This window comes from Saliniramus fredricksonii (assembly GCF_900094735.1).
GTDB lineage: Bacteria > Pseudomonadota > Alphaproteobacteria > Rhizobiales > Beijerinckiaceae > Saliniramus > Saliniramus fredricksonii.
In genome coordinates this window covers 315,774-340,316 of record NZ_FMBM01000002.1, presented here as the reverse complement: position 1 = coordinate 340,316, position 24,543 = coordinate 315,774, and the positions used below count along the sequence as shown (strand labels likewise).

The 24,543-nt window shown below is 63.9% G+C and carries 20 protein-coding genes; 6 read left to right on the top strand and 14 right to left on the bottom strand.

All coding sequences use genetic code 11. The annotated features are described in order from the left end of the window. Positions 1–44: 44 nt before the first annotated feature. Positions 45–674, bottom strand: coding sequence for a ribonuclease D (locus tag GA0071312_RS08195; RefSeq protein WP_074444566.1), 630 nt, complete (start codon positions 672–674; stop codon positions 45–47). A gap of 124 nt (positions 675–798) precedes the next feature. On the opposite strand from GA0071312_RS08195, the gene GA0071312_RS08190 reads away from it, so the two are divergent. Further along, on the top strand, positions 799–1,668 hold the full coding sequence (locus GA0071312_RS08190; protein WP_074444565.1) for a TrmH family RNA methyltransferase: 870 nt from the start codon (positions 799–801) through the stop codon (positions 1,666–1,668). Positions 1,669–1,694: 26 nt separating this feature from the next. Here the strand turns inward: GA0071312_RS08190 and GA0071312_RS08185 are convergent, their stop codons facing one another. Next, positions 1,695–2,273 carry a hypothetical protein gene (locus tag GA0071312_RS08185; protein WP_074444564.1) on the bottom strand — a complete coding sequence of 193 codons (579 nt, stop codon included), beginning with the start codon at positions 2,271–2,273 and terminating at the stop codon, positions 1,695–1,697. Positions 2,274–2,614: 341 nt separating this feature from the next. Here GA0071312_RS08185 and purU point away from each other — a divergent pair, with 341 nt between their 5' ends. Then, entirely contained in the window at positions 2,615–3,463 is an 849-nt protein-coding gene (gene purU, locus GA0071312_RS08180; protein ID WP_074444563.1) for a formyltetrahydrofolate deformylase, read from the top strand. Here purU and GA0071312_RS20285 read toward each other — a convergent pair. From GA0071312_RS20285 to glpD, 5 genes are all read right to left on the bottom strand, one after another. Beyond that, positions 3,440–4,768 (bottom strand): hypothetical protein, encoded by a 1,329-nt coding sequence (locus GA0071312_RS20285; RefSeq protein WP_238947156.1) that lies wholly within the window; start codon positions 4,766–4,768, stop codon positions 3,440–3,442. The two genes, purU and GA0071312_RS20285, sit on opposite strands and share 24 nt — an antisense overlap. Then, positions 4,765–5,517, bottom strand: a complete 753-nt coding sequence (locus GA0071312_RS08170; RefSeq protein WP_074444562.1) for an ABC transporter ATP-binding protein — start codon at positions 5,515–5,517, stop codon at positions 4,765–4,767. The genes GA0071312_RS20285 and GA0071312_RS08170 overlap by 4 nt, the downstream gene beginning before the upstream one ends. Further along, complete coding sequence (locus GA0071312_RS08165) at positions 5,514–6,566, bottom strand: FecCD family ABC transporter permease (RefSeq protein ID WP_108721848.1); 1,053 nt, start codon at positions 6,564–6,566, stop codon at positions 5,514–5,516. Before GA0071312_RS08165 ends, GA0071312_RS08170 begins: the two co-directional genes overlap by 4 nt. Continuing rightward, positions 6,563–7,636 carry an ABC transporter substrate-binding protein gene (locus tag GA0071312_RS08160; RefSeq protein ID WP_108721847.1) on the bottom strand — a complete coding sequence of 358 codons (1,074 nt, stop codon included), beginning with the start codon at positions 7,634–7,636 and terminating at the stop codon, positions 6,563–6,565. The genes GA0071312_RS08165 and GA0071312_RS08160 overlap by 4 nt, the downstream gene beginning before the upstream one ends. 524 nt (positions 7,637–8,160) lie before the next feature. Beyond that, positions 8,161–9,747: a glycerol-3-phosphate dehydrogenase gene (gene glpD, locus GA0071312_RS08155; protein WP_074444561.1), complete on the bottom strand. Its 1,587-nt coding sequence runs from the start codon at positions 9,745–9,747 to the stop codon at positions 8,161–8,163. 254 nt (positions 9,748–10,001) lie between these two features. Between glpD and GA0071312_RS08150 the strand changes: the two genes are divergently transcribed. Next, entirely contained in the window at positions 10,002–10,775 is a 774-nt protein-coding gene (locus GA0071312_RS08150) for a DeoR/GlpR family DNA-binding transcription regulator (RefSeq protein WP_074444560.1), read from the top strand. Positions 10,776–10,839: 64 nt separating this feature from the next. On the opposite strand, the gene arsB is transcribed toward GA0071312_RS08150, so the two are convergent. From arsB to GA0071312_RS08125, 5 genes are all read right to left on the bottom strand, one after another. Further along, a complete protein-coding gene (arsB, locus tag GA0071312_RS08145) occupies positions 10,840–11,922 on the bottom strand; it encodes an ACR3 family arsenite efflux transporter (protein ID WP_074444559.1) in 1,083 nt (360 codons plus the stop codon). A 15-nt stretch (positions 11,923–11,937) separates the two neighbouring features. Beyond that, entirely contained in the window at positions 11,938–12,318 is a 381-nt protein-coding gene (locus tag GA0071312_RS08140) for an ArsR/SmtB family transcription factor (RefSeq protein ID WP_083204434.1), read from the bottom strand. Positions 12,319–12,595: 277 nt separating this feature from the next. After that, positions 12,596–15,556 (bottom strand): isoleucine--tRNA ligase, encoded by a 2,961-nt coding sequence (gene ileS / locus GA0071312_RS08135; RefSeq protein WP_074444558.1) that lies wholly within the window; start codon positions 15,554–15,556, stop codon positions 12,596–12,598. A gap of 299 nt (positions 15,557–15,855) precedes the next feature. Then, on the bottom strand, positions 15,856–17,649 hold the full coding sequence (locus tag GA0071312_RS08130) for a methyl-accepting chemotaxis protein (protein WP_083204433.1): 1,794 nt from the start codon (positions 17,647–17,649) through the stop codon (positions 15,856–15,858). A gap of 224 nt (positions 17,650–17,873) precedes the next feature. Next, a complete protein-coding gene (locus GA0071312_RS08125; protein WP_074444557.1) occupies positions 17,874–19,355 on the bottom strand; it encodes an MDR family MFS transporter in 1,482 nt (493 codons plus the stop codon). 296 nt (positions 19,356–19,651) lie between these two features. On the opposite strand from GA0071312_RS08125, the gene GA0071312_RS08120 reads away from it, so the two are divergent. Further along, positions 19,652–21,022, top strand: a complete 1,371-nt coding sequence (locus GA0071312_RS08120; RefSeq protein WP_074444556.1) for a hypothetical protein — start codon at positions 19,652–19,654, stop codon at positions 21,020–21,022. A gap of 353 nt (positions 21,023–21,375) precedes the next feature. On the opposite strand, the gene GA0071312_RS08115 is transcribed toward GA0071312_RS08120, so the two are convergent. Continuing rightward, positions 21,376–21,747 (bottom strand): hypothetical protein, encoded by a 372-nt coding sequence (locus GA0071312_RS08115; protein ID WP_074444555.1) that lies wholly within the window; start codon positions 21,745–21,747, stop codon positions 21,376–21,378. Positions 21,748–21,907: 160 nt separating this feature from the next. On the opposite strand from GA0071312_RS08115, the gene GA0071312_RS08110 reads away from it, so the two are divergent. Beyond that, positions 21,908–22,798 carry a DarT ssDNA thymidine ADP-ribosyltransferase family protein gene (locus GA0071312_RS08110; protein ID WP_131817747.1) on the top strand — a complete coding sequence of 297 codons (891 nt, stop codon included), beginning with the start codon at positions 21,908–21,910 and terminating at the stop codon, positions 22,796–22,798. An 18-nt stretch (positions 22,799–22,816) separates the two neighbouring features. After that, positions 22,817–23,866 carry a type II toxin-antitoxin system antitoxin DNA ADP-ribosyl glycohydrolase DarG gene (darG, locus tag GA0071312_RS08105; RefSeq protein ID WP_074444553.1) on the top strand — a complete coding sequence of 350 codons (1,050 nt, stop codon included), beginning with the start codon at positions 22,817–22,819 and terminating at the stop codon, positions 23,864–23,866. On the opposite strand, the gene GA0071312_RS08100 is transcribed toward darG, so the two are convergent. After that, on the bottom strand, positions 23,867–24,523 hold the full coding sequence (locus GA0071312_RS08100; RefSeq protein WP_074444552.1) for a DNA-3-methyladenine glycosylase family protein: 657 nt from the start codon (positions 24,521–24,523) through the stop codon (positions 23,867–23,869). Positions 24,524–24,543 lie beyond the last annotated feature (20 nt).

Sequence of the window (24,543 nt, the reverse complement as noted above, 5' to 3'; positions counted from 1 at the left end):
AACCGGAAATGCAATCTCACCGCCAAACGTATTTTGCGACCCGCTCAGCTATGAGCGAAGATGTCGGTCTCCGGCCAGCCGGCCAGATCGAGCCTCGCGCGCGTCGGCAGGAATTCGAAGCAGGCCTGCGCCAGAGCAGCACGATCTTCGCGCGCCAGCATCGCATCCAGCCGTTCCTTGAGCTTGTGCAGATGCAACACGTCCGAGGCGGCGTAATCGAGCTGCGCCTTGCTGAGCGTCTCTGCGGCCCAATCCGAGGATTGCTGCTGCTTCGAGATTTCCACCTGCAGCAACTCGCGCAAGAGATCCTTGAGGCCATGGCGGTCTGTATAGGTGCGCACTAGTTTCGAGGCGATCTTGGTGCAATAGACCGGCCCGGTCATCGCGCCGAGAGCATGGTAGAGAACCGCGAGATCGAAGCGGGCGAAGTGGAAGAGCTTGAGCGTATCGCGGCTCGCAAGCACGCCTGCGAGAACGGGGGCGCCGCCATGCGGGGCATTCAGCTGCTCGCGCGTGATCTGCACCACGTCGGCCTCGCCGTCACCCCTGGAGATCTGCACGACGCAGAGCCGGTCGCGCAACGGGTTGAGCCCCAGCGTCTCGGTATCGACGGCGATGACGGGGCCGGGATCGTAATCGGCGGGGAGATCCCCGAGATGGTGACGCACGCTCATGCGCTGGCTTCCTCGCTTGACCGGTTGAATACGCTGGTGATTTCACTTTGCCCGGCATCTGTCAAATCGCCTGTCGCCATGCCGGCATCTTGACACCCGCCGATCCCGGCGCCATCCCGATCCGATGACCCCGCCCGATCATATCGCCGTGCAGGATGACGCCATCGCGGCCCGGCTGACTCCGATCGCCGATCCGCTGGATCCGCGCATCGCGGATTACCGCGACGTGCGCGATCGCGATCTCAAGGGCCGCGGCGGGCTGTTCATGGCCGAGGGCGCCGTGGTCTTGCGCGACATGGCGCGCAGTGCGCGCTTTGCCTTCGAATCCGTGCTGATCACGCAAAAACGCGTACCCGCCATGACGGATTGGCTCGCCGCCCTGCCCGATGCCGTGGCGGTCTACGTGGCGGAGGGCGCCGTCATGGATGCGATTGCCGGCTTCCCCATCCATCGCGGCATTCTGGCACTGGCGCGGCGCGGCGAGCCGATCGCACCGCAGATTCTGCTGGATGACGCGCCGGCGCATGCACTGGTACTGGCCTGTTTCGGCATCACCAATCACGACAATCTCGGTGGCATATTCCGCAATGCCGCCGCTTTCGGCGCCGCCGCGATTTTACTCGACCCGCAATGCTGCGATCCGCTCTATCGCAAGGCCTTGCGCGTCTCCGTGGGCGCAGCGGCGCGGGTGCCCTTCGCAAGGCTCGGCCCCGGACCGGGCGATGCTGGCAATGCCTGTACGCTGTTGCGCAACCATGGCTTCGAGCCGCTCGCCCTGTCGCCGCGCGGCACGCTGACGCTGGCGCAGGCCGCCGCGCACTACCAGGGGCGCCGCGCCCTTCTGCTGGGCAGCGAGGGGCCCGGTCTCGCACCGGACCTGATCGCGGCTGCCACCAGTGTGCGCATCGACATGGCGGGTGATTTCGACAGCCTCAACGTCGCAACCACGTCCGGCATTGCGCTCCATGCACTGACGCGTCAGGCGGGTGGCTGAAGCAGGGCGCCCTCCCCGCATGCCGGCTACTCCATCGGCAGCTTCGAAGGCATGCGCGGCCCCGAAGGCGCGTTGGGGCGCACTTCCGTGCCATAGGCCTTGACCCCGCCGCTGCCCATATCGAGCTCGCGCTTGATCACGGCCTGGAAACGCTGGTTGGGGCCGAATCCGCCAAGCGGCCCATCCTCCAGCTTCGCCAGCGCATGGCCGCATTCGTGGATCAGGAGATCCATCAGATCGCCCTGCTCGAGATTGATATAGATCTTCTCGTCGCGCGCGCCGATCGTCGAGCGGCTGTTGCCACCGCCATGGCCGATCGTGATCCAGAGTGTGTCGTAATCGGCGAGCGCCTTGTTGAGGACACCGCGAAAGGTCGGGCTCAGCCGCACCAGACGATGCAGATAGGACATGCATTCGCGCGCCCGCTCACCGGAAATGATGATCTGATCATCGAAGCCGCGTGCCACCCGCGCCTCTGCAGCTTCGGTATCGTGATGGGTGAGATATTCACGGCGCAGGGCAGCCTGGAATTCGCGCGACTTGTCCTGGAGGTCGCTTTCCCGTCGCGAAGGCGTAACCGGAGCGATCTCCGGCGAACCCTGCATGCGTCTGGGCCCCTTGACCATGATCATGCCTCACCAGATCATCGCGGCGCTACAGTCCGGACCATGCATCGTCGCGGAGCGCCATCACGACATTACAATCTAAAATTATAAACATTTCTTTGTCCCGAGCAAGGATCATGCCGAAGAAGACAACATACTGTCGGCAGATCGGCCAGTAAGGCTTTCAGACTGGATCAGGAGGCGCGGATTCATGTCACAATCCTGAATTACAGGGCAGGTGGCGCATTACCGCTTGCGCCTGACGCCATGGCGGTTCAACAATCACTCGGCATCGCGCGTTTTGTGGCGCGCGGACAGATCATTCGCGGGCTCTGAAAACCATGACATGCCGCTACATCCTCACCCTCTCCTGCCCCGACCGGATCGGCATCGTTGCCGCCGTCGCCGGGTTTCTTGCGGGGCGTGAGGGAAATATTCTGGAGAGCGCACAATACAACGACCCGGAGACCGGGCGTTTCTTCATGCGGGTGCGCTTCGAGATCGCACAGGATCACGCGGCGCTGCGCGCCGGTTTCAGCGAGAGTGTCGCCGGGGCATTCGGCATGGAATGGGCGATCAACGGGGCCGAGGACCGCCCGCGCGTGCTGCTGATGGCCTCGAAATTCGGCCATTGCCTCAACGACCTGCTCTATCGCTACGGCTCCGGCCTGTTGCCGGCGGAAGTCGTGGCGGTGGTCTCGAACCATCGCGATTTCTACCGTCTCGCCGCCAGCTACGACGTGCCCTTCCACCATCTGCCGGTACGGGCGCAGAACAAGTCCGAGCAGGAGGCAAAGCTGCGTGATCTGATCGCGGATCAGGGTATCGATCTCGTCGTGCTCGCGCGTTACATGCAGGTCTTGTCGCCGGGATTCTGCGAAACCATGCCGGGGCGGATCATCAACATCCACCACTCCTTCCTGCCCAGCTTCAAGGGTGCGGCCCCCTATAGCCAGGCGCACAAGCGCGGGGTGAAGCTGATCGGCGCAACGGCGCATTACGTCACCGCCGATCTCGACGAGGGCCCGATCATCGAGCAGGACGTCACCCGCGTTGATCATACGATGAGCGCCGACGAACTGATGGCGGCGGGCCGTGACGTCGAGTGCTCGGTCCTCGCCCGCGCCGTGCGCTATCATCTGGAGCGCCGTGTCCTTCCGAACGGCTCACGCACCGTGGTTTTCCGCTGAAATTTCCAGCAGGCCGCGCAGATTGGGCAGGAACCGGTCGAGAAACCGCGTCGTTGCCGGCATGAAGCGGCTGCCATGGTGATACATCGGATCGAGCGAGGTGACGATCATGCGCCCGGGCGTGGAGACGCGATCATCATAGGCGATCACACGACCTTCGTCGTCCGTGACGAGGACCTCGGCACCCTCCGGCGGCACGAACCAGCCATGCAGATGCCAGGTGACATCGCGATCCACCATGCCCGACATCAGCGGGTGCTCCGGCGCGGCGATGCGCAGACCGAGATCCGCCCCCGGCGTGAGCCACCACCAGAAATTCGTCTCGACCGGCGTGAACGCGACATGCGGCAACCAGAGATCGCTGCGGCTCTCTCCCATGGCGATGACGGTGCCGCCGGCTTCGAGATGCCGGGCGACCCGCTCGCGCTGCGCAATCATGCGCGTTGGCGGCGTGCGACAGGAGACCAGCAGGGTATCATCGGGGGTCAGCACCCGGTCGAGCGCCTCCGGGGCGACGACATCGTCAAAAATCGCGCGATAGCGCGCCCCTTCCAGCGCCTCGATCTGATAATAGGTCCCGGCATTGGTCGCGATCAGGCGCGGATGGGCGCCCGGCGCCCGGGATGCATCGATGCCGGGCGTGTCATGCAGCAGCCAGCGGCCATCGCAACTGACGGCACCGACCCGGGCTTCATCGCCGCTGATGCAGGCGCCGCCGGCGGCCCATGCGACGATGTTCTGCCAGATCTGCGCGCCGATCCCGTGCATCGTGGCGATCTGGGCGAGATCGTTGCCCGCATGGCTGAAGAAGGCGCCGCCGCCCGGCCTGTGCCAGACCCAGTCCACCGCGACGTCGCGCGGGCCGAGCGTATTGATCACGACGGCCCCGGGCGGCGGCGGATTGCAGCCTCGGCCATAGAAACCCGCCACGCCCCTGTTGGTCTCCAGCGACGCGATATCGATGCCGGCGAAGACCGGGTGCGGATGGCGGGCAATGAGCGCGAAATCGCTGCGCTTCGGCGCCGTCATGGCCTGGTATGGCATCAGGCCGTCGAGGAGCGGGCGCATCACATGACCGTTGAAGAACCAGCGCCCGCCGGCATCGAGAAACCGCTCCAGCGCTGGTCGCAACGCCATCGCGGCATCCTGATCGAACAGCATGCCCGTGACGAGGCCGCAATGGCGCATCAGAACCGCTTCCGACAGATCGGCCTGGGCGAGCGGCGTCACCGCGCCACGCGCTACCGCAGCGCGCAGCCCTTCCGGAATATCCACCCCTCCCGGATGCAACCAGATAACACTCATGCGACGTCCCTTCCCGTGAATGCCGGCAGCATGGCGCGCCGTGTCTCCCGTTCCGCAATGCGCGCCCAGTGCATGGGCACGCCATAGAGCCGCGACATCAGATCCGGCGTGATCATCTCCCCGACCGGCCCCTGCACGATCTCACCATCCGGCATCATCAGGGCGACATCGTCGGCGACGGCGAGGGCGTGGTTGGGATCGTGGGTGGTGAAGAGGATGGTGCGCTCCCGCGCCTGCCCCAGGCCCGCGATCAGGCTCAGCGTGCGCGCCTGGTTGCCGAGATCCAGTGCGGATGTGGGCTCGTCGAGCACCAGAGCGGGCGATCCCGTCGCCAGCGCGCGGGCGATCAGCACCATCTGACGCTGGCCGCCCGACATGCGGTCATAGCTCTGATCAGCCAGATGACAGGCCCCGACCTGAACCAGCGCGGCGCGGGCGGCATCCGCATCGGTACCATCTGGCTGGCCGAACAGGCCGCGGCGTGCGGCACGGCCCATGGTAACCACTTCGAGCCCCGACAGCCTGACCTGCGAAGCGCCGTGCTGGGGCACATAGCCGACGATGTCGGGCGCATGCCGCCGTCCCCGGTCGAGCTTCTGGAAGCCGAGGATGGCACGCAGAAGGGTTGTCTTGCCGCGTCCGTTAGGCCCGAGGATCGCCATGGTCCGGCCGCTTGCGACATTGAGCGTCAGGCGCGCGAAGAGGCGCAGATTGCCGAAGGACAGGGATGCGTCAGTGATCCCGATCATGGCTGCCCCACACGCGTGAAGTGTCGCCGCAGCAGCACGGCGAAGACCGGGGCGCCGATCAGCGCGGTCAGGACGCCGAGGGGGATCTCGGCTGCGGTCACTGTACGTGCAAGGGTATCGACGAGCACGAGATAGGTCGCCCCGAGAAGCGCCGATGCGGGGATCAGCAGGCGATGGTCCTCGCCCACGATCAGACGCGCGGCATGGGGGATGACCAGCCCGATCCAGCCGATCACGCCGGCGACGGCAACGCTCGTCCCCGTCATCAGCGTTGCGGCAACGAAGACGAACCAGCGCTCGCGATCGGGATCGACACCCAGCGACCGCGCCTCGCTTTCCTCCAGCGCGAGGAGGTTGAGGCGATAACGCAAAGCCCACAGCATCACCAGACCGATCACCATGCCCGGCACGGCGAGACCGAGGCGCGGCCAGGTTGCGGTCGAGAAGGAGCCCATCAGCCAGTAGACGATGGCCGGCAACGACGAATTCGGATCAGCGAGGAATTGCAGCACGGAGACGAGGGCGGCAAAGAACGCACCCACGATCATGCCGGCGAGGATCACGGTCAGAACCTCGGTGCGCCCGTTGATCCGCGCGAGCAGGCCGACGAGCACGAGGGCAAGCAGGCCGAAGGTGAACGACATGCCAAGCAGCACAACGCCGTGATAGCCGAGCAGGATCGCGAGCGCGCCACCGAATGCGCCGCCCTGGCTGATCCCCAGAACCTGCGGGCTGACCAGCGGATTGCGAAACACGCCCTGCAAGGCCGCGCCGCCGACGGCCAGGGCAGCGCCCGACAGCGCGGCGAGCAGCACGCGCGGGAGGCGGACCAGTTCGACGATGCGCGCATCCATCGTCTCCGGATGGCCGGTCGGATCCCAGGCTCGCAGCCACAGGATCTCGATGATCCGGGCCCAGTGCACGTCGAACCGGCCCGCGCCGATCGCATAGAGCATCGCGATCAGCAAACCGATCAGCATGACCGGGAATGCGCCGAGCGGCAGGGCCCCCGCCCCGATACCCGGCACGGAGAGGGCCCGGCTGCTCATCGGGCCGCGAACTGATCGTAATGCGCCATGCCGCCCTGCATCTCGATCCAGAGGATCTCGTCGATATCGGCATCGCTCAGCTCGTAATCGTAGAGCACGCGATAGGCTTCGCGCATTTCGGCGCGCAGATCGTAATCGAACACCTCCGGATGCAGCAGATTGGCCGTCCACATCCAGGTCAGCGGGCTCTCCTGGTTGGGCGGATCCCAGCGATAACCGCCGAGCGGCATCTTGTAGACGCGCCCTGATTGCGCGGCACTGGTGAGCGACAGGATCGGATCGTCGAGGATGCGCGCGAGTGTCAGATCGGCCTCGAAGGAATTGAGGAAGATCACTTCCGGATCCCAGGCGGCGATCTGTTCGACGCTGATATCCGACCAGCCCCCGACCAGATCATCGGCGGCATTCCGACCGCCTGCGAGCATGTGATACCAGGCATTGTAATTGTTTTCCGTTCCGGAGGCGCGCAGGTTTTCCTGAGCACGCAGCAGGTAGAGGACCGTGGGGCGCTCATCCTCCGGGATCGTCGCCGTGCGCGCCGCGATATCGGCCTCGACCGCCGCGCGCCAGTCGATGATCTGCTCGATGCGCTCCGGCTTGCCCATGGCTGTTGCGGCCATGGTCATGTATTCGCGCGTACGCGCCTCGGTCCCGTACATGATCGTCATCAGGTCAAGGCCCGCATTGGTGATCGGATCGACGTAATCCGGCCCGCGTCCGGCCCATTGGATCACGAGATCGGGATTGACCCGGGCCAGTTCCTCGACATTCGGGATGAAGTTCGGCGCCGTGATGTCCGAGGGGATCTCGCGGGCTTCAGGGAATATCCGCCCGAGAATCCCCTCCATGATGGCGGATTTCGCCGTCGGATTCATCCCCACGAGCCGTTCCGTGCCGCCATCGATCGCGATCAGGGTCGAGGCCATCGGAATCGGGATCGAGGCGATCCGCTCCGCCGGGGCGGACAGGGTTACCACGCGCTCTTCGTGATCGGTGAAGCGGATTTCGTCCGCCATGACCGGCGTGATGGCGAGCGCGCATAGCGCAGCGAGGGCGAAAGTGCTCTTCATGGCGTTTCTCACATCTGTTTCGCGGACCCGTCGAAGATACACCCGGTGATATTTGGGATCGGGAACGAACCCCCCATGGATCATCGAACCAGCCACCGGGCTGACAGAAGTGATTATTGATTCATTACTGATAGTCAACAATAAATATTATTCCATTTCTAAATTAATACAATTCTAAAGCAGAGTATATTGATTATATTCATTCCAATTTAGAGTGAACGCCGATCTGAAGGAGCCAGACCGGGTGCTCCACGTTATTGTTCGACACATCATTTCTTTCCGTCAGCCGGCATCCACCTGACGCAATGATGCCTTGGACCAAGAAGCCGGTTTGTTATTGCCATAAGCCACCGGAATCATCGGAAAACACCGCCACCATGACGCTCTCAAGCGAGCTGCCAGCGGCTATTTTCCCCAGCGGTATTTGTGCTGTGAACACTGGAAGCGCAGCCTGGCGGCGCGGGACCCGCATTGCCGATACGATGGGCACGGGTGGCAGCGGCGATCCGGGTGCCCCGTTATGCTCAACCGCACGCGGCGCGTGAGATTTCGCTGACCCTGCGCGCAACGGCCGCCTCGATCGCGACGGCAGCGTCCGCATCGAGCCGCAGGCCGAGCTTGCTGCGCCGCCACAGGATGTCGTCGGCGCTGCGGGCATATTCATGGCTGACCAGCCAGCCGATCTCGGCATCGGTGAGGGTGGCGCCGTAATCGCGCCCGAGATCTTCGCGCGCGCGCGCCTCACCGAGCAGGTTGAAGGCATCGCTACCGTAGGCGCGGACCAGCCGCAGGGCCCATTCGTGATCGAGAAAGGGATAGCGCGCGCACAGCGCCTGCGTGAGCGCATCGACTCCATCGACGGGAAAGTCGCCGCCCGGCAGCGCAACCCCCGCCGTCCAGGCCGGGCCGGCCTGCGGGTAGTGCGGCACGAGCTTGCGCAGCGCGGCCTCGGCGAGCTTGCGATAGGTGGTGATCTTGCCGCCGAAGACGTTGAGCAGGACCGGGCCCTGCGCGTCCAGTGAGAGCACGTAGTCCCGCGTTGCCGCCGTCGCCGATCTGGCGCCGTCGTCGTAGAGCGGGCGCACGCCGGAATAGGTCCAGACGATGTCGTTGCGGGTGACGGGCTTTTCGAAATATTCCGAGGCGAAGGCGCACAGATAATCCTGCTCTTCCGGCGTGCATCGCGCCTGCGAAGGATCACTCTCATGCTCCTGATCGGTGGTGCCGATCAGGGTGAAATCACGTTCATAGGGTATGGCGAAGATGATGCGCCCGTCCCGCCCCTGGAAGAAATAGCAATTGTCGTGATCGAACAGCCGGCGCGTCACGATATGGCTGCCGCGCACCAGCCGCACCCGCTCGCGGGTCGCGATGCCGAGCTGCTCGCCGATGATGCGCCCGGCCCAGGGCCCGCCGGCATTGACGAGGCCACGCGCGCTGATCGTCTCGCGGGTCCCGTCGGCATGTTCGAGATGCACCCGCCACAGCTGTGCCCCGCGCTCGGCGGAGATGACACGGGTGCGCGTCATGATCCGCGCGCCCCGCATCTGCGCATCGCGGGCGTTGAGAACGACGAGGCGCGAATCCTCGACCCAGACATCGGAATAGGCATAGGCTCGGGTGAAGCGCGCCTGCAACGCCTTGCCGGCGGTCGCGCGCGTGAGATCGACGGCGCGCGTCGGCGGCAACAGCTTGCGACCGCCCATGTGATCATAAAGGAACAATCCCAGCCGGATCAGCCAGGCCGGGCGCTGCCCCTTCAACCAGGGCATGAAACCGGCCAGAAGCCGCGATGCCGGCGTCGTCGAATCGAAACGCATATCCTTGTGGAAAGGCAGCACGAAGCGCATCGGCCAGGCGATATGCGGCATGGCGCGCAGCAATGTCTCGCGCTCGATCAGGGCCTCGCGCACCAGACGGAATTCGAAATATTCGAGATAGCGCAGCCCGCCATGGAACAGCTTGGTGGAGGAGGAGGATGTTGCCTGGGCCAGATCGCCCTGCTCGGCCAGCGCGACCGATAATCCGCGACCGCTCGCGTCACGTGCAATGCCGCAGCCATTGATGCCGCCGCCGATGACGAAGAGGTCGTAGTGTGCCGTGTCAGCCATGGATTCCTCTGGACAGGATTTGCTCTGGACAGGATTTGCGTTTGTGTTCGCTTGCGTGATTCCACGTCATCCACACTGTTCGTTTCTTTGTGATATTTTCCGTTTCTGCGCAAGTATGATTCCGATTCCAGCTTCCAATGCCGGGCGAAGGCGGGTCGCTTTTCCGGTAAGGGATGTTTTTGTTGGACAGGTGTTGCGACTTCGCCCAAGAGGGAACGCAAACGAACGTCGAAGCATTCGATTCCGGGGAGCGCATGGCCCAGACCTTCCGCCACGCTGAAATTCTGGCGATTGCCCGCGAAAGCGGGCGCGTCACCGTCGAGGATCTCGCGGCGCATTTCGGTGTCACGCTGCAGACGATCCGGCGCGACCTGACTGATCTGTGCGATGCGGGCCGGCTCGAGCGCGTTCATGGCGGGGCCGTGCTGCCATCCGGCGTGACCAATATCGGCTACGAAGACCGCCGCATTCTCAACGCACCAGCCAAGGAGTGCATCGCGACGCGGATTGCCCGCGACATCCCGCGCGGCGCGTCGCTTTTCCTGAATATCGGCACGACGACCGAGGCGGTGGCGCGGGCGCTTCGCGGTCATCGTGATCTCATGGTGGTGACCAACAATCTCAACGTGGCCAACATCCTCGCAGCCAATGACGGGATCGAGGTGATCGTCGCCGGCGGCGTCCTGCGCCGCGCCGATGCCGGTCTCGTCGGCGACATTGCGCTCGACATGCTGGGTCACTTCAAGGTCGATATCGCCGTGATCGGCACCTCCGCCCTCGACGAGGACGGCGACCTGCTCGATTTCGACGTGCGCGAGGTGCGCATCAGCCAGGCCATCATCAAGCAGGCGCGTCAGGCCTGGCTCGCGGCGGATTGCTCGAAGTTCACCCGCAGCGCGCCGGTGCGGATCGCCTCCCTCGCCGATATCGACCGGTTCATCACGGATGCCCCGCCACCGGATCGGATCGCGCGGCTCTGCGCGGAATGGCAAACACAGGTGACGATCTGCAATGATGCGCGGGCATGAGCCGGCCGGTTCCTATCCGCGCAAGGATTCCGCGCGCGAGGCTTTCTCCGGGGCGCAAATCGCGTCAAGGCTCGCTCTGTTCCGGCTTGCGCGATGCGCGGATGGGGGCTTCGTCTAGCGGGAACCAGTGGCGGGTGCGGTTGGCGAAGGCGACGAGGGAGAGCATGACCGGCACCTCCACCAGCACGCCGACCACGGTCACGAGTGCCGCGATGGAATTGAGGCCGAACAGGCCGATCGCCACCGCGACGGCGAGTTCGAAGAAATTCGACGTGCCGATCATGGCGCAAGGCGCCGCCACCTTGTGCGGCACGCCCCAGGCCTTGGCCGCCCAATAGGCCACGGCGAAGATGCCGTAGGACTGGATCAGCAGCGGGATCGCGATCATCACGATGACCAGCGGCTGGGTGAGGATCACCTCGCCCTGGAAGCCGAAGAGCAGCACCACCGTGGCCAGAAGGCCGATGATCGAAAACGGCTTCACCCCGGCGGTGAAGCGCGCCACCGCCGCCTCGGCCTCGGCGGGCGAGCGCGCGCCGCGCGTGAGATGCAGCCGCGTCAGCACCCCGGCGGTGAGCGGCACCACGATATAGAGCACGACCGAGAGGATCAGCGTGTCCCACGGCACGCTGATATCGGTAACGCCGAGCAGCAGCGCCACGATCGGCGCATAGGCGAAGATCATGATGGCGTCGTTGAGCGAGACCTGTGCGAGCGTGTAGTTCGGATCACCCTTCGTCAGCGTCGACCAGACGAAGACCATGGCCGTGCAGGGGGCCGCGCCGAGCAGGATCATGCCGGCGATATACTGCCCCGCCGTTCCGGGTTCGATGAAGGGCGCGAAAAGGAATTCGAAGAACAACACCCCAAGAGCCGCCATGGTGAAGGGCTTGATCAGCCAGTTCACGGTCAGCGTGATGACCAGCCCCTTGGGCCGCTCATGCACCCGCGCCAGCGACGAGAAATCCACCGCCACCATCATCGGATAGACCATGGCCCAGATCAGCACCGCCACGACGAAGTTGATCGAGGCGTATTCCAGCGCAGCCAGCGCATCGAACACGCCGGGAATGATTGCGCCCAGCGTGAGCCCGGCAATCAGGCAGAGCGCGACCCAGACGGAGAGATAGCGTTCGAAAAGCGACATGGAATAACGGCTTTCTTATCGGGGATCAGAGGCAGGAGCGTGGGTGTCCGCGTCATGCGCCGGTTCATCCGGGTCAACCAAGGCATCGAGAAAATCCGCCAGCGGGTCGAGGCTTCCCGGCACAAGCGAATAGCAGATGCGCGGGCGCTCGATCTCGCCGGTGATGATGCCGGCTGCCTTGAGGATGCGCAGATGCTCGGAGACGGTCGATTGCGCCAGCCCGACATCCTCGACAATGTCGCAGCCGATACAGGAACGCTTGGCCAGAAGCAGCTTGACGATTCGCACCCGCGCGGGATGCCCCAGCGCCTTGGCAATCGCGGCGATGCGGGTGTTGTCCGCATCGTGTGCAACAAGCGCGACGAGCGCGCCGGCCTCAATTGCTGGCTGGGTCATTGTAGAGGCGCTCCGTGCAGCTATTATTCGTCAATCGTCGAATGACGATTTACAGGAGCGTAGCGGCTTGTGCAATCACGGAACTACAGAGCATCACGCGCCCATCCGCCATGAGCCCCGTCATCGCGATGAGGCCCGCCATGAGCAGCGTCGGGACGGGACGAGTCACCCCGACGCCTGTGATCAGACAGGATGCATCAGCCCGCAGGCGCATGAACGGGCGGGATCGTTCCCCATTGCGGCGACCCGCCCGTCCTGCGGATTCGCGTCTATCCCCTCACGCCCCCATCGCCTTCAGCTCCCGCAGCGCCTGCGCGTCGCGGGGGGTGACGTCTGGATAGTCCGGATCGGTGCCGACATCCGGCGAGATCTTCCAGGAGCGGGCGCATTTCGTGCCCTGCGCCCGCGCGAAGACCACGGCGACGCCGGGCACGTCGTCCCAGCGATAGGCATCCGCCGGACCCTCGTCGGAACGCAGGGTGAGATCGGAGGTGATGCAGATATCGGCCAGGTTCAGCCCCTCCACCGCCGCCAGCAGCTCCGGATCGGTCACGTGGACGATCGGTGCCGCGTCGAGGTTGGAGCGGATGTTCTTGGCATTGCGCTCGATTTCGAGCGACCCGGTCACGACCCGGCGCACCCGGCGCACCCTGGCCCAGCGTTCCGCGAGCGCGGCATCGCGCCAGCCGGCGGGGACCTCGGGGAAGGTTTCGAGATGCACCGAGAGCGCGTCCGGATGGCGCGTCAGCCAGGCTTCTTCCGCCGTGAAGCACAGGATCGGCGCGATCCACGTCACCACGCAATCGAAACAGCGGTCGATTACCGTCAGCGCGCTCTTGCGGGCGAGGCTGGAGGGCGGATCGCAATAGAGCGTATCCTTGCGCACATCGAAATAGAAAGCGGAGAGATCGCTCGTCATGAAGCCGTTGAGCAGGAAGATCACGCGCTTGTAATCGAACCGGCGATAAGCCTCGCGGATCGCCTCGTCGAGCTCGGCCAGACGATGCAGCACGAAGCGCTCGAGCTCGGGCATCTGCGCCGGATCGACCGCCTCTGCGGGCTTGTAATGATGCAGCGAGCCCAGCATCCAGCGGATGGTGTTGCGCAGCTTGCGATAGGTCTCGACGAAGGTCTTGAGGATTTCCTTGCCGATGCGCAGGTCATCCGCGTAATCGGAGGCCGCGACCCACAGGCGCAGGATATCGGCGCCCGAATCCTTGATCACGTCCTGCGGCGCGACGACATTGCCCATGGATTTCGACATCTTCATCCCCTTCTCGTCGAGGACGAAGCCATGGGTCAGGACGATGTCGAAGGGCGCACGCCCGCGCGTGCCGCAGGCCTCGAGCAGGGAATGCTGGAACCAGCCGCGATGCTGGTCGGAGCCTTCCAGATACATCACCTGGTCGCGCCCGCCATCGACGATGCGATTCACCGCGAGATCGGGGCGGGTTTCCATGTTGAAGGAATGCGTCGAGCCGGAATCGAACCAGACATCGAGAATGTCATCGACCCTCTCGTACTCCGCCGGGTCATAGCCGAGCGGCGCGAGATAGAAGGCCGGATCGTTCTGATACCAGGCATCGGCGCCCTCGGCCTCGAAGCTCTCGGCGATGGCCTGGTCGAGCCTGTCATCGGCCAGGAGTTCGCCGGTCTCCTTGTGGACGAAGACGGTGATCGGCACACCCCAGGCGCGCTGGCGCGAGACCACCCAGTCGGGCCGGTTCTCGACCATGCCGGTGATGCGGTTCTCGCCCGATTCGGGCACCCATTCGGTCTTGCTGATGGCCGTGAGCGCGACCTCGCGCAGGGTCTTGCCGTCGAGGATCGCCACCGGCTTGTCCATGGCGATGAACCATTGCGGCGTGTTGCGAAACAGCAGCGGCGCCTTGGAGCGCCAGGAATGCGGATACTGGTGCTTGAGCCGCCCGCGCGCGATCAGCGCGCCCACCTCTGCGAGCTTGTCGATGACGGCCGCATTCGCCTTGCCGTCCTTGCCCTTGTGATCATAGATCTGCAATCCGGCGAAGAACGGCACATGCGGGAAGTAGCGCGAATCTTCCGCCACCGTATGCGGCACTTCGGTGGTGCCGCATTCCGCGAAAACCGCCTTGTGCTTGAGATACGTCACATAATCATCCGCGCCATGGCCGGGCGCCGTATGCACGAAGCCGGTACCAGCATCGTCGGTGACGTAATCGGCGGGCAGGACGGGGACGTCGAAATCCCAATAGCCGTTGGCCCCGTCGAGGCCGCGGAACGGGTGCGCGCAGCGCTTGATCACCTTCGGATCGACGGCAGCGACGCGCTCGAAGCTCTCGACGCGCGCGGCCTTGAAGATCTCCTCGGCCAGCGCATCGGCGACGACGTAGAGATCCCCGGCCTTCGCCCAGTTCTCCTCCGGCGCGCCGGTGACTTTATAGAGCCCGTAAGCGATATGCGCGCCATAGGCGATGGCGCGGTTGGCCGGGATCGTCCAGGGGGTGGTGGTCCAGATCACGACGGATGCATCGGCGAGCGCCGGGTCATCCGTGGCGATGACCGGGAACTTCACCCAGATCGTGTGCGATGTCTTCTCATGATATTCCACCTCCGCCTCGGCCAGCGCGGTCTTTTCGACAGCCGACCACATCACCGGCTTGGAGCCGCGATAGAGCTGGCCAGAGCGGGCGAATTTCATGATCTCGCGGGCGATCTGCGCTTCCGCGTCGTAGCTCATGGTGAGATACGGGTCGTCCCAGTCGCCGGTCACGCCGAGCCGCTTGAATTCCTGGCGCTGCACGTCGATCCATTTATCGGCGAAGACGCGGCATTCCTTGCGGAATTCCACCTTGTCGACAGCGTCCTTGTCGAGCCCCTTGGCGCGATACTGCTCCTCGATCTTCCATTCGATCGGAAGGCCATGGCAATCCCAGCCGGGGACGTAGTTCGAATCCTTGCCCAGCATCTGCTGCGAGCGCACGATCAGATCCTTCAGGATCTTGTTGAGCGCATGCCCGATATGGATGTTGCCATTGGCATAGGGCGGGCCATCATGCAGCACGAAGCGGTCGCGCTTCTCGCGCGTCCCCTGCTCGCGCAGCTTGCGATAGAGATCGATCTCGTTCCAGCGGGCGAGGAATTCCGGCTCACGCCTGGGCAGGCCGGCGCGCATCGGGAAATCCGTCTGCGGCAGGTAGAGGGTGGAAGCGTAATCGGGCGCGTCGTTGACGGGCGAGCTATCAGGCTTGTCGGACATCTGTTTCAACCTTGCGGCTCACCGGCGGATCGCGGGAGCGTCATCTTCATGAAAATCGGGCACAAAGTATCGTTCCCGGCCCCTCGCCGCCTTGCGTGAAGGCGCATCAAGCGAGGGCCGGGCCGGTAATTCGCCGCCCGTCATGGCCGTATCGACCCGTCATCATCTGGTTCCTGACGCGTGTTGTTGCCCGGCTTGTAGCAAGCCCGCGCGCGCGAATAAAGCGTCTCGAACAGCAAACCCCGCCATCACTGTCGCAATGGCGGGGTCGATGGCCGAAATCGGGGCGCTCAGGCGCCTCAGGCGGCACGGATATCGCCGAGAAAACGCTCGACTTCGCCGCTGAGCGTCTTCGCCTGCTGCGACAATTCTTCCACGGAAGCGAGCATCTTCGAAGCCGCGTCGCCGGTCTCGCGCGAAGCATCGTTCACGCCGGCGATATGGCTGGCGACCTCTCCGGTCCCCGCCGCCGCCTGCTGCACATTGGTGTTGATCTCGTGCGTGGCGCTCGCCTGCTGTTGCACCGAGGAGGAGATCGAAGAGGCGGTCTGGTTGACCTCGCTGACGGCACCGGCGATCCCGGTAATGACGCTGACGGCCTCCTGCGTCGCGCTCTGGATCGCCGTGATCTGATCCGCGATATCCTCCGTCGCGCGCTGCGTCTGGCTGGCGAGGTTCTTCACCTCGGCTGCGACGACGGCAAAGCCCTTGCCCGCATCACCGGCCCGCGCCGCCTCGATCGTGGCGTTGAGGGCGAGCAGATTGGTCTGTTCGGCGATGGCCTGGATCAGCGAGATCACGTCACCGACCTTCTGCGCGGAAGCCGAGAGCCCCTGCATCGTGGTCTCGGCCCTTGTAACCTCCGCGACGGCGCGCTCCGTGGAATGGCTGGAGCTCTCGACCTGGCGCCCGATCTCGCTGATCGAGGCGGTGAGCTCCTCCGTGGCGGCGGCGACGGATTGGACATTGGTGCTGGCTTCCTCGGTGGCCGCTGCGACGCTGGCGGAGCGCTGTGCGCCACGCTCGGCGAGGCTCGCCATGCCCTGTGCCGAATCCTGCATCTGCGTCGCGGAGCCGGAGAGGCTGCGCACGATCCCGGCAATGGTCTTCTCGAAACCGGCGATCGCCTGTTCGAGCTTCTGCCCCTTGGCGAGCCGGCTCGCCTGCTCGCGCTCCTGCTCGGCGCGCAGCGTTTCACGCTCGGCCAGCCCGTCGCGGAAATACTGCACGCTCTGGGCCATCTGCCCGATCTCGTCGCTGCGCCCCATGCCGGGGACCGCGAGATCGCTCTCGCCGCGGGTCAGCCGCGTCATCGCGCCGCTGAGATCGCCCAGCGGACGCGAGACCCGGGCGACGAGGCTCCAGATCGTGAAGCCCACACTTGCAGCCAGCATGACCAGGGCTGCAATGATCAGCATTCCGGCAAAACGTGCCTGCTCTTGCGCTGCCGCAACGGCTGCATCGGTACGCTGCGACATCTCCACGAAGAACGCATCGACCGGGGCCATGATCTCGGCCTTGAAGCGGTGATACTGGCGCGAATGCAAAAGGCGCGCCGCAAAGGCCATGTCGGGCTCGCCCTGGAGGCTGTATTCGCCGTTCTCATCCGCAAACAGGCCCTTGACCGCATTCATCGCCTGCGTTTCCAGCGCCACGAGCCCGTCTGAATTGCTCTGGGCCTGCGTCAGAAGATCGAATTCGGCCTCGGTGAAGCCCGCTTCGTGCTTGAGATCCTCCAATGCGACCGTGCGTTCCGCCGGGCGCGGCGCGGCGTCGCCGGCTGCGACGAAATCCCAGTAGCTGCGCCAGTATTCCTGCGGACGCGGCTTCTCGCCATTGCGGATGGCCAGCACGTCCCAGTATTGCGCCTCGTAAGATTCATCGCCGGTGACCGCATAGGTGCGCGCCAGCCGGGTGAGGTCGTCGGAGCTCTGACGCAGTTCGTCGGCGAGAAGATAGGACTGATATTTCTGCTGATGCGCCCGGTGCAGCTCGCCCGTGGCCGACATATAGAGATAGGCCGCGCCGGCAACGGCGAGGATCGACAGAACCAGCGAAGTCGTGATCAGGGTCGTGAGGCGTTTGATCGTCATGCCCGTTTTCTCTCGCTCACAAGGCCTGTGATCGGAAGATTTTCCGCCGCGCTGACCCTTGCAGCGGAGCGAAAGCGCCTGGGCGCATTTCTGATCACGAGCACATTACAACTCAGGATGAATTTCATGCGTAAAATAACGTTCATTCATTGATAAATACATAACCAGAAAATACCTCCTGCACCCAAGGCAACTTTTGCGGTCATTCCGCATATCAGGCCGGGTCAGGCAGCTGCGCGCGACGGCGCCTCTCCGGAGCGCAGCGGCAACTCGCGCATCCGCAGCAGAAAGCCCAACGCGCCGGCGAGGATCAGCGCCGCGAAGCCGAACGCCCAGGCGAAGGCGCCGGCGAAGCGCGCCGGATCGGCCGAGAGCGCGCCGGATCGCAGGGCGCGGGCCGCATCAGGATCGGCTGCACCGAGACCGCCGAGCACGATGGCGCCCAGCGCCGCCACCATCAGCGCACCGCCCAGTTGCCGGAAGAAGCCCATGGCGCCGGTTACCGTCCCCACCTGATGCACGGCCACCGCGTTCTGGATCGCCACCGTACAGACCGGCAGCAATGTGCCGTTACCGGCCGAGATGATCGCGATCAGGGTGGCGACCAGCCAGAAGGGCAGCGTCGTCACGAAGAATGCCAGGACCAGCATCGCCGTGATCGCCACGCTCAGGCCGATGATCGGCACGCGCTTGTAACGATCGAGCCGCGACATCAGCCGACCGGCGGTCGTCGCGCCGATCACGGTGCCGAGCATCAGCGGCAGCAGCGCGAAACCCGATTGCGCCGCGTTCAGGCCCCAGACCGTCTCATAATAGACCGGCATGTAGATTGTCAGACCGATGAACGTCCCCATGCCGAAAGCCGCCGCGAGCACGCCGGTGCGCACAACCTGGTTGGCGAAGAGCGGCAGCGGGATGAGCGGCTCGCGCGCGCGCATCAGGCGCAGCGCGAAGGCGATCCAGAAGACGAGCGAGAGGCCGATCAGCCCGATCACCTGCGGCGACAGCCACGGATGCAGATTGCCGCCCTGGCTGAGTGCGAGCAGTAGCGCCACCGTGGCGCAGACCATCAGCGCCGCACCGGGAAGGTCGAGCCTGTGCGGACGCTCGTGGCGCGGCAGGCGCGCAAGCGTCGTATAGGACATCCACAAAGCCAGCCCGCCAAGCGGCAGGTTGACCCAGAAGATCACCGACCAGTGCAGGTATTGCGCGATCACGCCCCCGATGGTCGGGCCGGCGACGCTCGCGGTGAGGAATACACCCGCGATATAGGCCTGATACTTGCCGCGCTCGCGCGGGGAGACGACATCCGCCACGATGGTCTGCGCCAGCGAGATCAGCCCGCCACCGCCCAGCCCCTGGATGGCCCGCGCCACGATCAGCCAGATCATGTTGGGCGCAAACGCGCAGGCAATCGAGCCGATGACGAAGACGCTCACGGCGGTCAGCAGCGCGAAGCGGCGCCCGTGTATATCGGAGAACTTGCCGTAGAGTGGCGTCACCGCCGTGGCCGAGATCAGATATCCCGTGATCACCCACGGGATCAGTTCGGCATTGCCGAGTTCGCGCCCGATCGTCGGCAGCGCCGTGGCGACGATGGTCTGGTCGAGGGCCCCGAGGAACATGGCCAGCACGATGCCGCCGATAATGGCGCGGATTTCACGCTCATTGAGGTTGTATTCGCGCGTCCGCGCTCCCTGATCCATGGCCTGGCCTCCCCGACCAGAACTAACGCCCTGGCCACGAAATGGGACACGCGATTTCGCCCAATGCATCTGGACGTGATGAGCGCGCGCATGCGCGTCGGCAATGGCGATCCTTGGTCCCGGCGTGGAGGCCGTGCGCGACGGGTCTGGCTTCGGGTTGCGCTCCGGGCCGGCACCCGCATGTCGAAGCCGGCATCGCGTGTCGGAAGCGTCGTCACATGCGTTGGACAATCCTGCAACTCTTTAATACATTTGGTTGAAATCTGAGCGAATCACACGCAAAAACGAGTATTTTCATGAATCGTCCGACATTTTTGCACAAGGGTGAGCCCGCGAGGTTGTTTCCGGTTCTGGCGGATTCCTCAAAGGAAGGCCGCGCGCTTTCGATCTTGCTTGCCTGCTTTGCGCATGTCCCGGAATTCGGGCGGGCGCTGATGACGTCCCTGGGCCAGCGTACGGGTACGCGGACGCGCTTTCGGGTGTTCACGGAGGTCGAATTCGCCGGTAACAGTGGCAAGAACAACCGTCCCGACGGGATCCTGATCGTCGAGAATGGCCGCAGCAGCTGGTCGGCCCTGATCGAGGCCAAGATCGGCAATGCCGAACTCACCACCGAGCAGCTGAGCGCCTATTGCGAGATCGCGAAGGCGAACGGCATCGATACGATCATCACCATCTCGAACCAGTTCGCGCCCCTGCCCACGCATCACCCGCTGAAACTGCCGGCATCCGTGCGCAAGAAGGTCGAGATCTTCCATTGGTCCTGGATGTATCTGCTGACGCAAGCGAGCCTGCTGATCGAGAACGAGGAGATCGCGGATACCACGCAGAGACTCGTCCTGCAGGAATTCATCCGCTTCCTGTCGCACGAGAGCACCGGCGCGAAGAGTTTCACCAGCATGCCCGCCGAGTGGCCCGAGATCGCGGCGAAGATCCATGCCGGCGGCGCGGTGAAGCAAGGTGCGGAAGAAGTGAAGGACGTCGTCGGCGCCTGGCATCAGGAATTGCGCGATCTGAGCCTGATCCTCACGCGCCAGCTCAAGACCGAGGTGAAGGTCCGCATCCAGCGCAAGCATGTGGCCGATCCCCTGCTGCGCCTCAAGGATGATGTCGCCACCCTGTGCAGGGAAAACCGGCTGGAGGCGTGCTTCCAGATCCCCGCAGCCGCCGCGCCGCTCGATCTCGTGGCGGATGTGAAGGCGCGCTCGATCACCACCAGCATGCGCCTGCGCGCGCCGGAGGACAAGAAGAGCACCAGGGCCAGATTGTCATGGCTTCTGCGCCAGATCGGCAAGGCCGAACTGCCGGCCACGCATATCCGGCTCTACTGGCCGGGACGGGGCGGCGCGACGCAATATGCGCTCGACGCACTGCGCGAGAATGCCGACATCGCCCTTCCCGACCGAAAGGAGATCGCGCCGCATACCTTCGAGATCATCCATGTCTGCGATCTCGGCGCGCGCTTCACGCAGCGCAAGAATTTCATCTCCGATCTGGAGAGCGCGGTGCCGGCCTTCTACGAACAGATCGGCCAATATCTCAAGGCCTGGCAACCCAGCGCACCGCGTATGCCGGAAGACCGTGCGAGCAAAAAAGACGTCGAGCCCGCAGTGATTGCCGAGGAGATGGCGCAGGAGGTCGCGGAGGGGTCGTCTGTGGAGGAGTAAGGGGTGTGGTGAGGCCGGAACAAGACCTCCCGAATGCGGTGCGCATGGCACGCACCGCCCCTGATCCATCCACTGAGGGCAGGGAAACAGGCCGCGCCCTTCATGCGAGCGCCTCCCCGCCGGACGGGGAGGGAACGCGCGCGGAGAGTACGGAAGACCGAGATCATCCGCGTCAATGCCTCTGCAAGCGGGTCACCCCGCGTTTGGCGCATCATTGCGTCAGGTGGGTACCCGCTGACGGAAAATGAAGCGTCACCCGATAACTCAGAGCGCCGGCCTGACTCCGTCAGGTCGGAACGCGCTGTACCCCCCTCGCGGCAGCCCCCGTGTTGTGGAACACGGGGGTGTGGTGATCATGCGGGCGACAGGGCCGGTTTGCGGCGGGCGTCACTCTCATAGAGGTCGTCGATATCCTCGCGGATCGCCCGCAGGCGGGTGTGGATGCCGTCGGCGAGGGTGCGCAGAGCCTGCCGGGCGTCGGCGTCCTGAAGATCGGCGAAGGTCATGTCGAGCGCGTTGAAATGCGCGCGCAAATGGCCCAGCTCGTCGATGATGGCAAGCAGCGCCTCTTGCGCGGTGGGCGGCAGGGTCATGTCGGCAGGGTGGATCGGGCGGTGCGCCTGAAACGTCTCGACCAGCGCCTTCATCCGCGTGATCTCGCGCGGCGTGCGCCCCGCGAACATGCTGCGCAGCCAATCGGCATCGTCTTGCGAAAGCGCACTCATGCCAGCCCCCTTTCGCTCAGGGGGCGGGAAACAGGCGCGCATCCGCCCTGCAAGAGCCCTTCTGCCGAACCCGGATTCGAGAATCGCGTGTGTATCCCCGCCGAACACGCCCCGGACGCTTCCGCCGCGAAGGCGGTTTTGGTATCGCTGATTGTAGCCATTGGAAAACGTAGCCTTTTCTGGTGGTCAGAGCCGGGTGGAGGTTGCGCCCTCCATCCGGTTCGCAATTTTATATAGCGTTTTTGGAACGAATCTGCAACATGGGTTGTGGTGGGATTTTCGGGCAGCGGCGACGGATGAACCTCCGCGCACTTGGTCGAATGCTATGGAATGCCGTAACTTGAAAAAACGCTTTCTCTTTCGAATGACATATTACCGAAATTTGGAGCGATATCTTGCTGATAGCGCGATATATGCAAAGCATAACCCTCATTTCCAAGGCGGATATCGGATATCATTCGATGAAATCGTTGCGCGGAGAGGAACTTCCGCTTTTCAAACGCCATGCGGATCGACCGTAAACCATTTCGTCCCCTTCTATTTTTCCCCGATCACGAAAATGGCGTTCACGATCGACGCGGGGAATGTCGAGCTCAGGGCGCCGGACGGGCAATCTCTGGGAAAGGCGTCGATGAACGATGTCGCGTTTCTCGTCGTCGAACCGCAGAGGCTGTTCAACTCGGGCAGACAATGCTGGTTCACGGATATCGCCTGCAATTCGGGGATACAGCCGGCCTACGAGGACGACCCGGCAAAGCTCGAAGAGCATATCGATTGGGCTCTTTTCGACGACAGCCCCTACATGGCGATGATCCCCGAGATCGGTTATGCGGGGGTATGCAGATATCAGTTCGACCGTGACGATCCCCCGGCGCACCAACAGCGCAGCAAGAAGCGCATGGCGGAATTTCTCGTCCGGGACTGTTTGAAGATGGAGGAGGTTTCGTGCATCGTGCTCAAGAGCGCCGAACATGAAGGGGAGGTACGGTCGTGGCTTGACGCAGCCGGTCTGCCGATCCGGCTACTGATCAAGCCCGCGTGCTATGTCTGAACCATGACCTACTGAACCATGACGATCGAATACAAAACAGGCGATATGTTTGATGAGCCGACCGAGGCCATCGTAAACACGGTCAACTGCGTTGGCGTGATGGGAAAAGGCGTGGCCCTTGAGTTCAAACGGCGCTGGCCGGAAAACTATCGCGCATACAAGCACCTGTGCGACGCGGGCGATCTTCGCCCAGGGAAGATGTTCATTTTCGACAATGGCGGTCTCATGGCGGATGGCCAACATCGCTATCTCATCAACTTCCCGACCAAGCAGCATTGGCGTGCGCAGTCAAAGCTGGATTTCATTGAGCAGGGGCTTGATGATTTCATCAGAAATATCAGAAATCTGGGGATCATGTCCGTCGCATTGCCACCGCTCGGCTGCGGAAATGGCGGGCTTGACTGGAACGACGTCCGCCCCTTGATCGAAGATAAACTCGCGCCGCTGCAAGACGTGCATTTCGTCGTGTTCGCGCCGGGATCCGAGAAAGCCCCTGCACCCGAGCAGGAAGGCATACCAACCGATCTGACCGTCGGGCGGGCGACCATGATGGTCGCTTTCTCAGAGCTTGAGAAATTTTTCGGCGGCCAGTTGACGCGGCTGACGGCCCAGAAGCTCGTCTATTTCATGCAGGTTCTCGGCGTTCCTTTCGGCCTGCAATTCGAAAAGGGACAATTTGGCCCTTACAGCAAGGAACTCCATGCGGCGTTCAAGGCCATGGAGAAGAAGGGCTTTATTCAAGGATATAGCAAAAGTGAAGAGAAAGTGATCGTCACGCATGCGACCTTCGCGGCTTCGAGCGAATTTCTGAAGAAAAATAACGTCGAGGCGAGCGCGATGATCCATGATTTATCGTTGCTGGTCGATGGTTATGAAACACCTTTTGGCATGGAACTCTTGTCCAGCGTGCACTATTTGACGATCGCAGAGGGGATTACGGATCAGCCCGCAATGTCCGAGGCGTTGGAATCCTGGAACGACCATAAGCGTGAAAAGTTCTCCCGCGCTTCCGTCAGCGCCGCCCTGAATCGTCTGAAAGAAGACGGTTACATCAAGGCTAAGCTTTGATCACCCCACATCCCCCGCATCCGCGCGCCGCGTCTGCACCCCGTAATACGCCCAGAGCACCTTCGCCGCGACGCCGCGCCAGGGGCGCCATTGGTCGGCCAGGGTGAGGAGTTCGGCGGGTTTGGGGCGGGTTTCCAGCGTGTAGGCGAGGCGGGCGGATTCCTGGAGGGCGAGATCGCCGGCGGCGAAGGCGTCGGGGTGGCCGAGGCAGAAGAGCAGGTAGATATCGGCGGTCCACGGGCCGATCCCCTTCACCGCGACGAGGGCCTCATGGGCGGCATCGGCATCGTAGCCGGCCAGATCATCGAGCGGCAGATCGCCCTGCGCGACGGCCTCGGCGACGGCGCGCAGCGTCCGGATCTTCGGCGCGGAGAGGCCGCAGACGCGCAATGCCTCGTCATCGGCCCCACGCAGGGTCGGCGCGTCGAGAGCGGGGAAGCGCTCCACGACCCGCCCCCAGATCGCCTTGGCGCTCGCGGTCGAGACCTGTTGCGAGACGACGATGGCGGCAAGGCCGGCGAAACCCGGATCGCGCTTGCGCAGGGGAGGCCCCGCACCCTGCGCCGCGACTTCGCCGATGATGCGCGCCATCACCGCATCCTGCGCGCGCAGGGCATCAAGCCCCGCCTGCATCGCCGCTTCGCTGTCGAGTATCATCCGCCCCCGCCCTGGCTTAT

What these genes read in the sequence shown, in the direction of transcription:
- ileS (WP_074444558.1), bottom strand. Translation starts at nt 15,556, where the DNA reads ATGTCCGACAAGCCTGATAGCTCGCCCGTCAACGACGCGCCCGATTAC.
- GA0071312_RS08165 (WP_108721848.1), bottom strand. Translation starts at nt 6,566, where the DNA reads ATGAGCAGCCGGGCCCTCTCCGTGCCGGGTATCGGGGCGGGGGCCCTG.
- GA0071312_RS08160 (WP_108721847.1), bottom strand. Translation starts at nt 7,636, where the DNA reads ATGAAGAGCACTTTCGCCCTCGCTGCGCTATGCGCGCTCGCCATCACG.
- arsB (WP_074444559.1), bottom strand. Translation starts at nt 11,922, where the DNA reads ATGTCGCTTTTCGAACGCTATCTCTCCGTCTGGGTCGCGCTCTGCCTG.
- purU (WP_074444563.1), top strand. Translation starts at nt 2,615, where the DNA reads ATGACATGCCGCTACATCCTCACCCTCTCCTGCCCCGACCGGATCGGC.
- GA0071312_RS08125 (WP_074444557.1), bottom strand. Translation starts at nt 19,355, where the DNA reads ATGGATCAGGGAGCGCGGACGCGCGAATACAACCTCAATGAGCGTGAA.
- GA0071312_RS08140 (WP_083204434.1), bottom strand. Translation starts at nt 12,318, where the DNA reads ATGACCCAGCCAGCAATTGAGGCCGGCGCGCTCGTCGCGCTTGTTGCA.
- GA0071312_RS20285 (WP_238947156.1), bottom strand. Translation starts at nt 4,768, where the DNA reads ATGAGTGTTATCTGGTTGCATCCGGGAGGGGTGGATATTCCGGAAGGG.
- GA0071312_RS08130 (WP_083204433.1), bottom strand. Translation starts at nt 17,649, where the DNA reads ATGACGATCAAACGCCTCACGACCCTGATCACGACTTCGCTGGTTCTG.
- GA0071312_RS08115 (WP_074444555.1), bottom strand. Translation starts at nt 21,747, where the DNA reads ATGAGTGCGCTTTCGCAAGACGATGCCGATTGGCTGCGCAGCATGTTC.
- GA0071312_RS08100 (WP_074444552.1), bottom strand. Translation starts at nt 24,523, where the DNA reads ATGATACTCGACAGCGAAGCGGCGATGCAGGCGGGGCTTGATGCCCTG.
- GA0071312_RS08195 (WP_074444566.1), bottom strand. Translation starts at nt 674, where the DNA reads ATGAGCGTGCGTCACCATCTCGGGGATCTCCCCGCCGATTACGATCCC.
- GA0071312_RS08185 (WP_074444564.1), bottom strand. Translation starts at nt 2,273, where the DNA reads ATGCAGGGTTCGCCGGAGATCGCTCCGGTTACGCCTTCGCGACGGGAA.
- glpD (WP_074444561.1), bottom strand. Translation starts at nt 9,747, where the DNA reads ATGGCTGACACGGCACACTACGACCTCTTCGTCATCGGCGGCGGCATC.
- darG (WP_074444553.1), top strand. Translation starts at nt 22,817, where the DNA reads ATGACGATCGAATACAAAACAGGCGATATGTTTGATGAGCCGACCGAG.
- GA0071312_RS08170 (WP_074444562.1), bottom strand. Translation starts at nt 5,517, where the DNA reads ATGATCGGGATCACTGACGCATCCCTGTCCTTCGGCAATCTGCGCCTC.
- GA0071312_RS08190 (WP_074444565.1), top strand. Translation starts at nt 799, where the DNA reads ATGACCCCGCCCGATCATATCGCCGTGCAGGATGACGCCATCGCGGCC.
- GA0071312_RS08120 (WP_074444556.1), top strand. Translation starts at nt 19,652, where the DNA reads ATGAATCGTCCGACATTTTTGCACAAGGGTGAGCCCGCGAGGTTGTTT.
- GA0071312_RS08150 (WP_074444560.1), top strand. Translation starts at nt 10,002, where the DNA reads ATGGCCCAGACCTTCCGCCACGCTGAAATTCTGGCGATTGCCCGCGAA.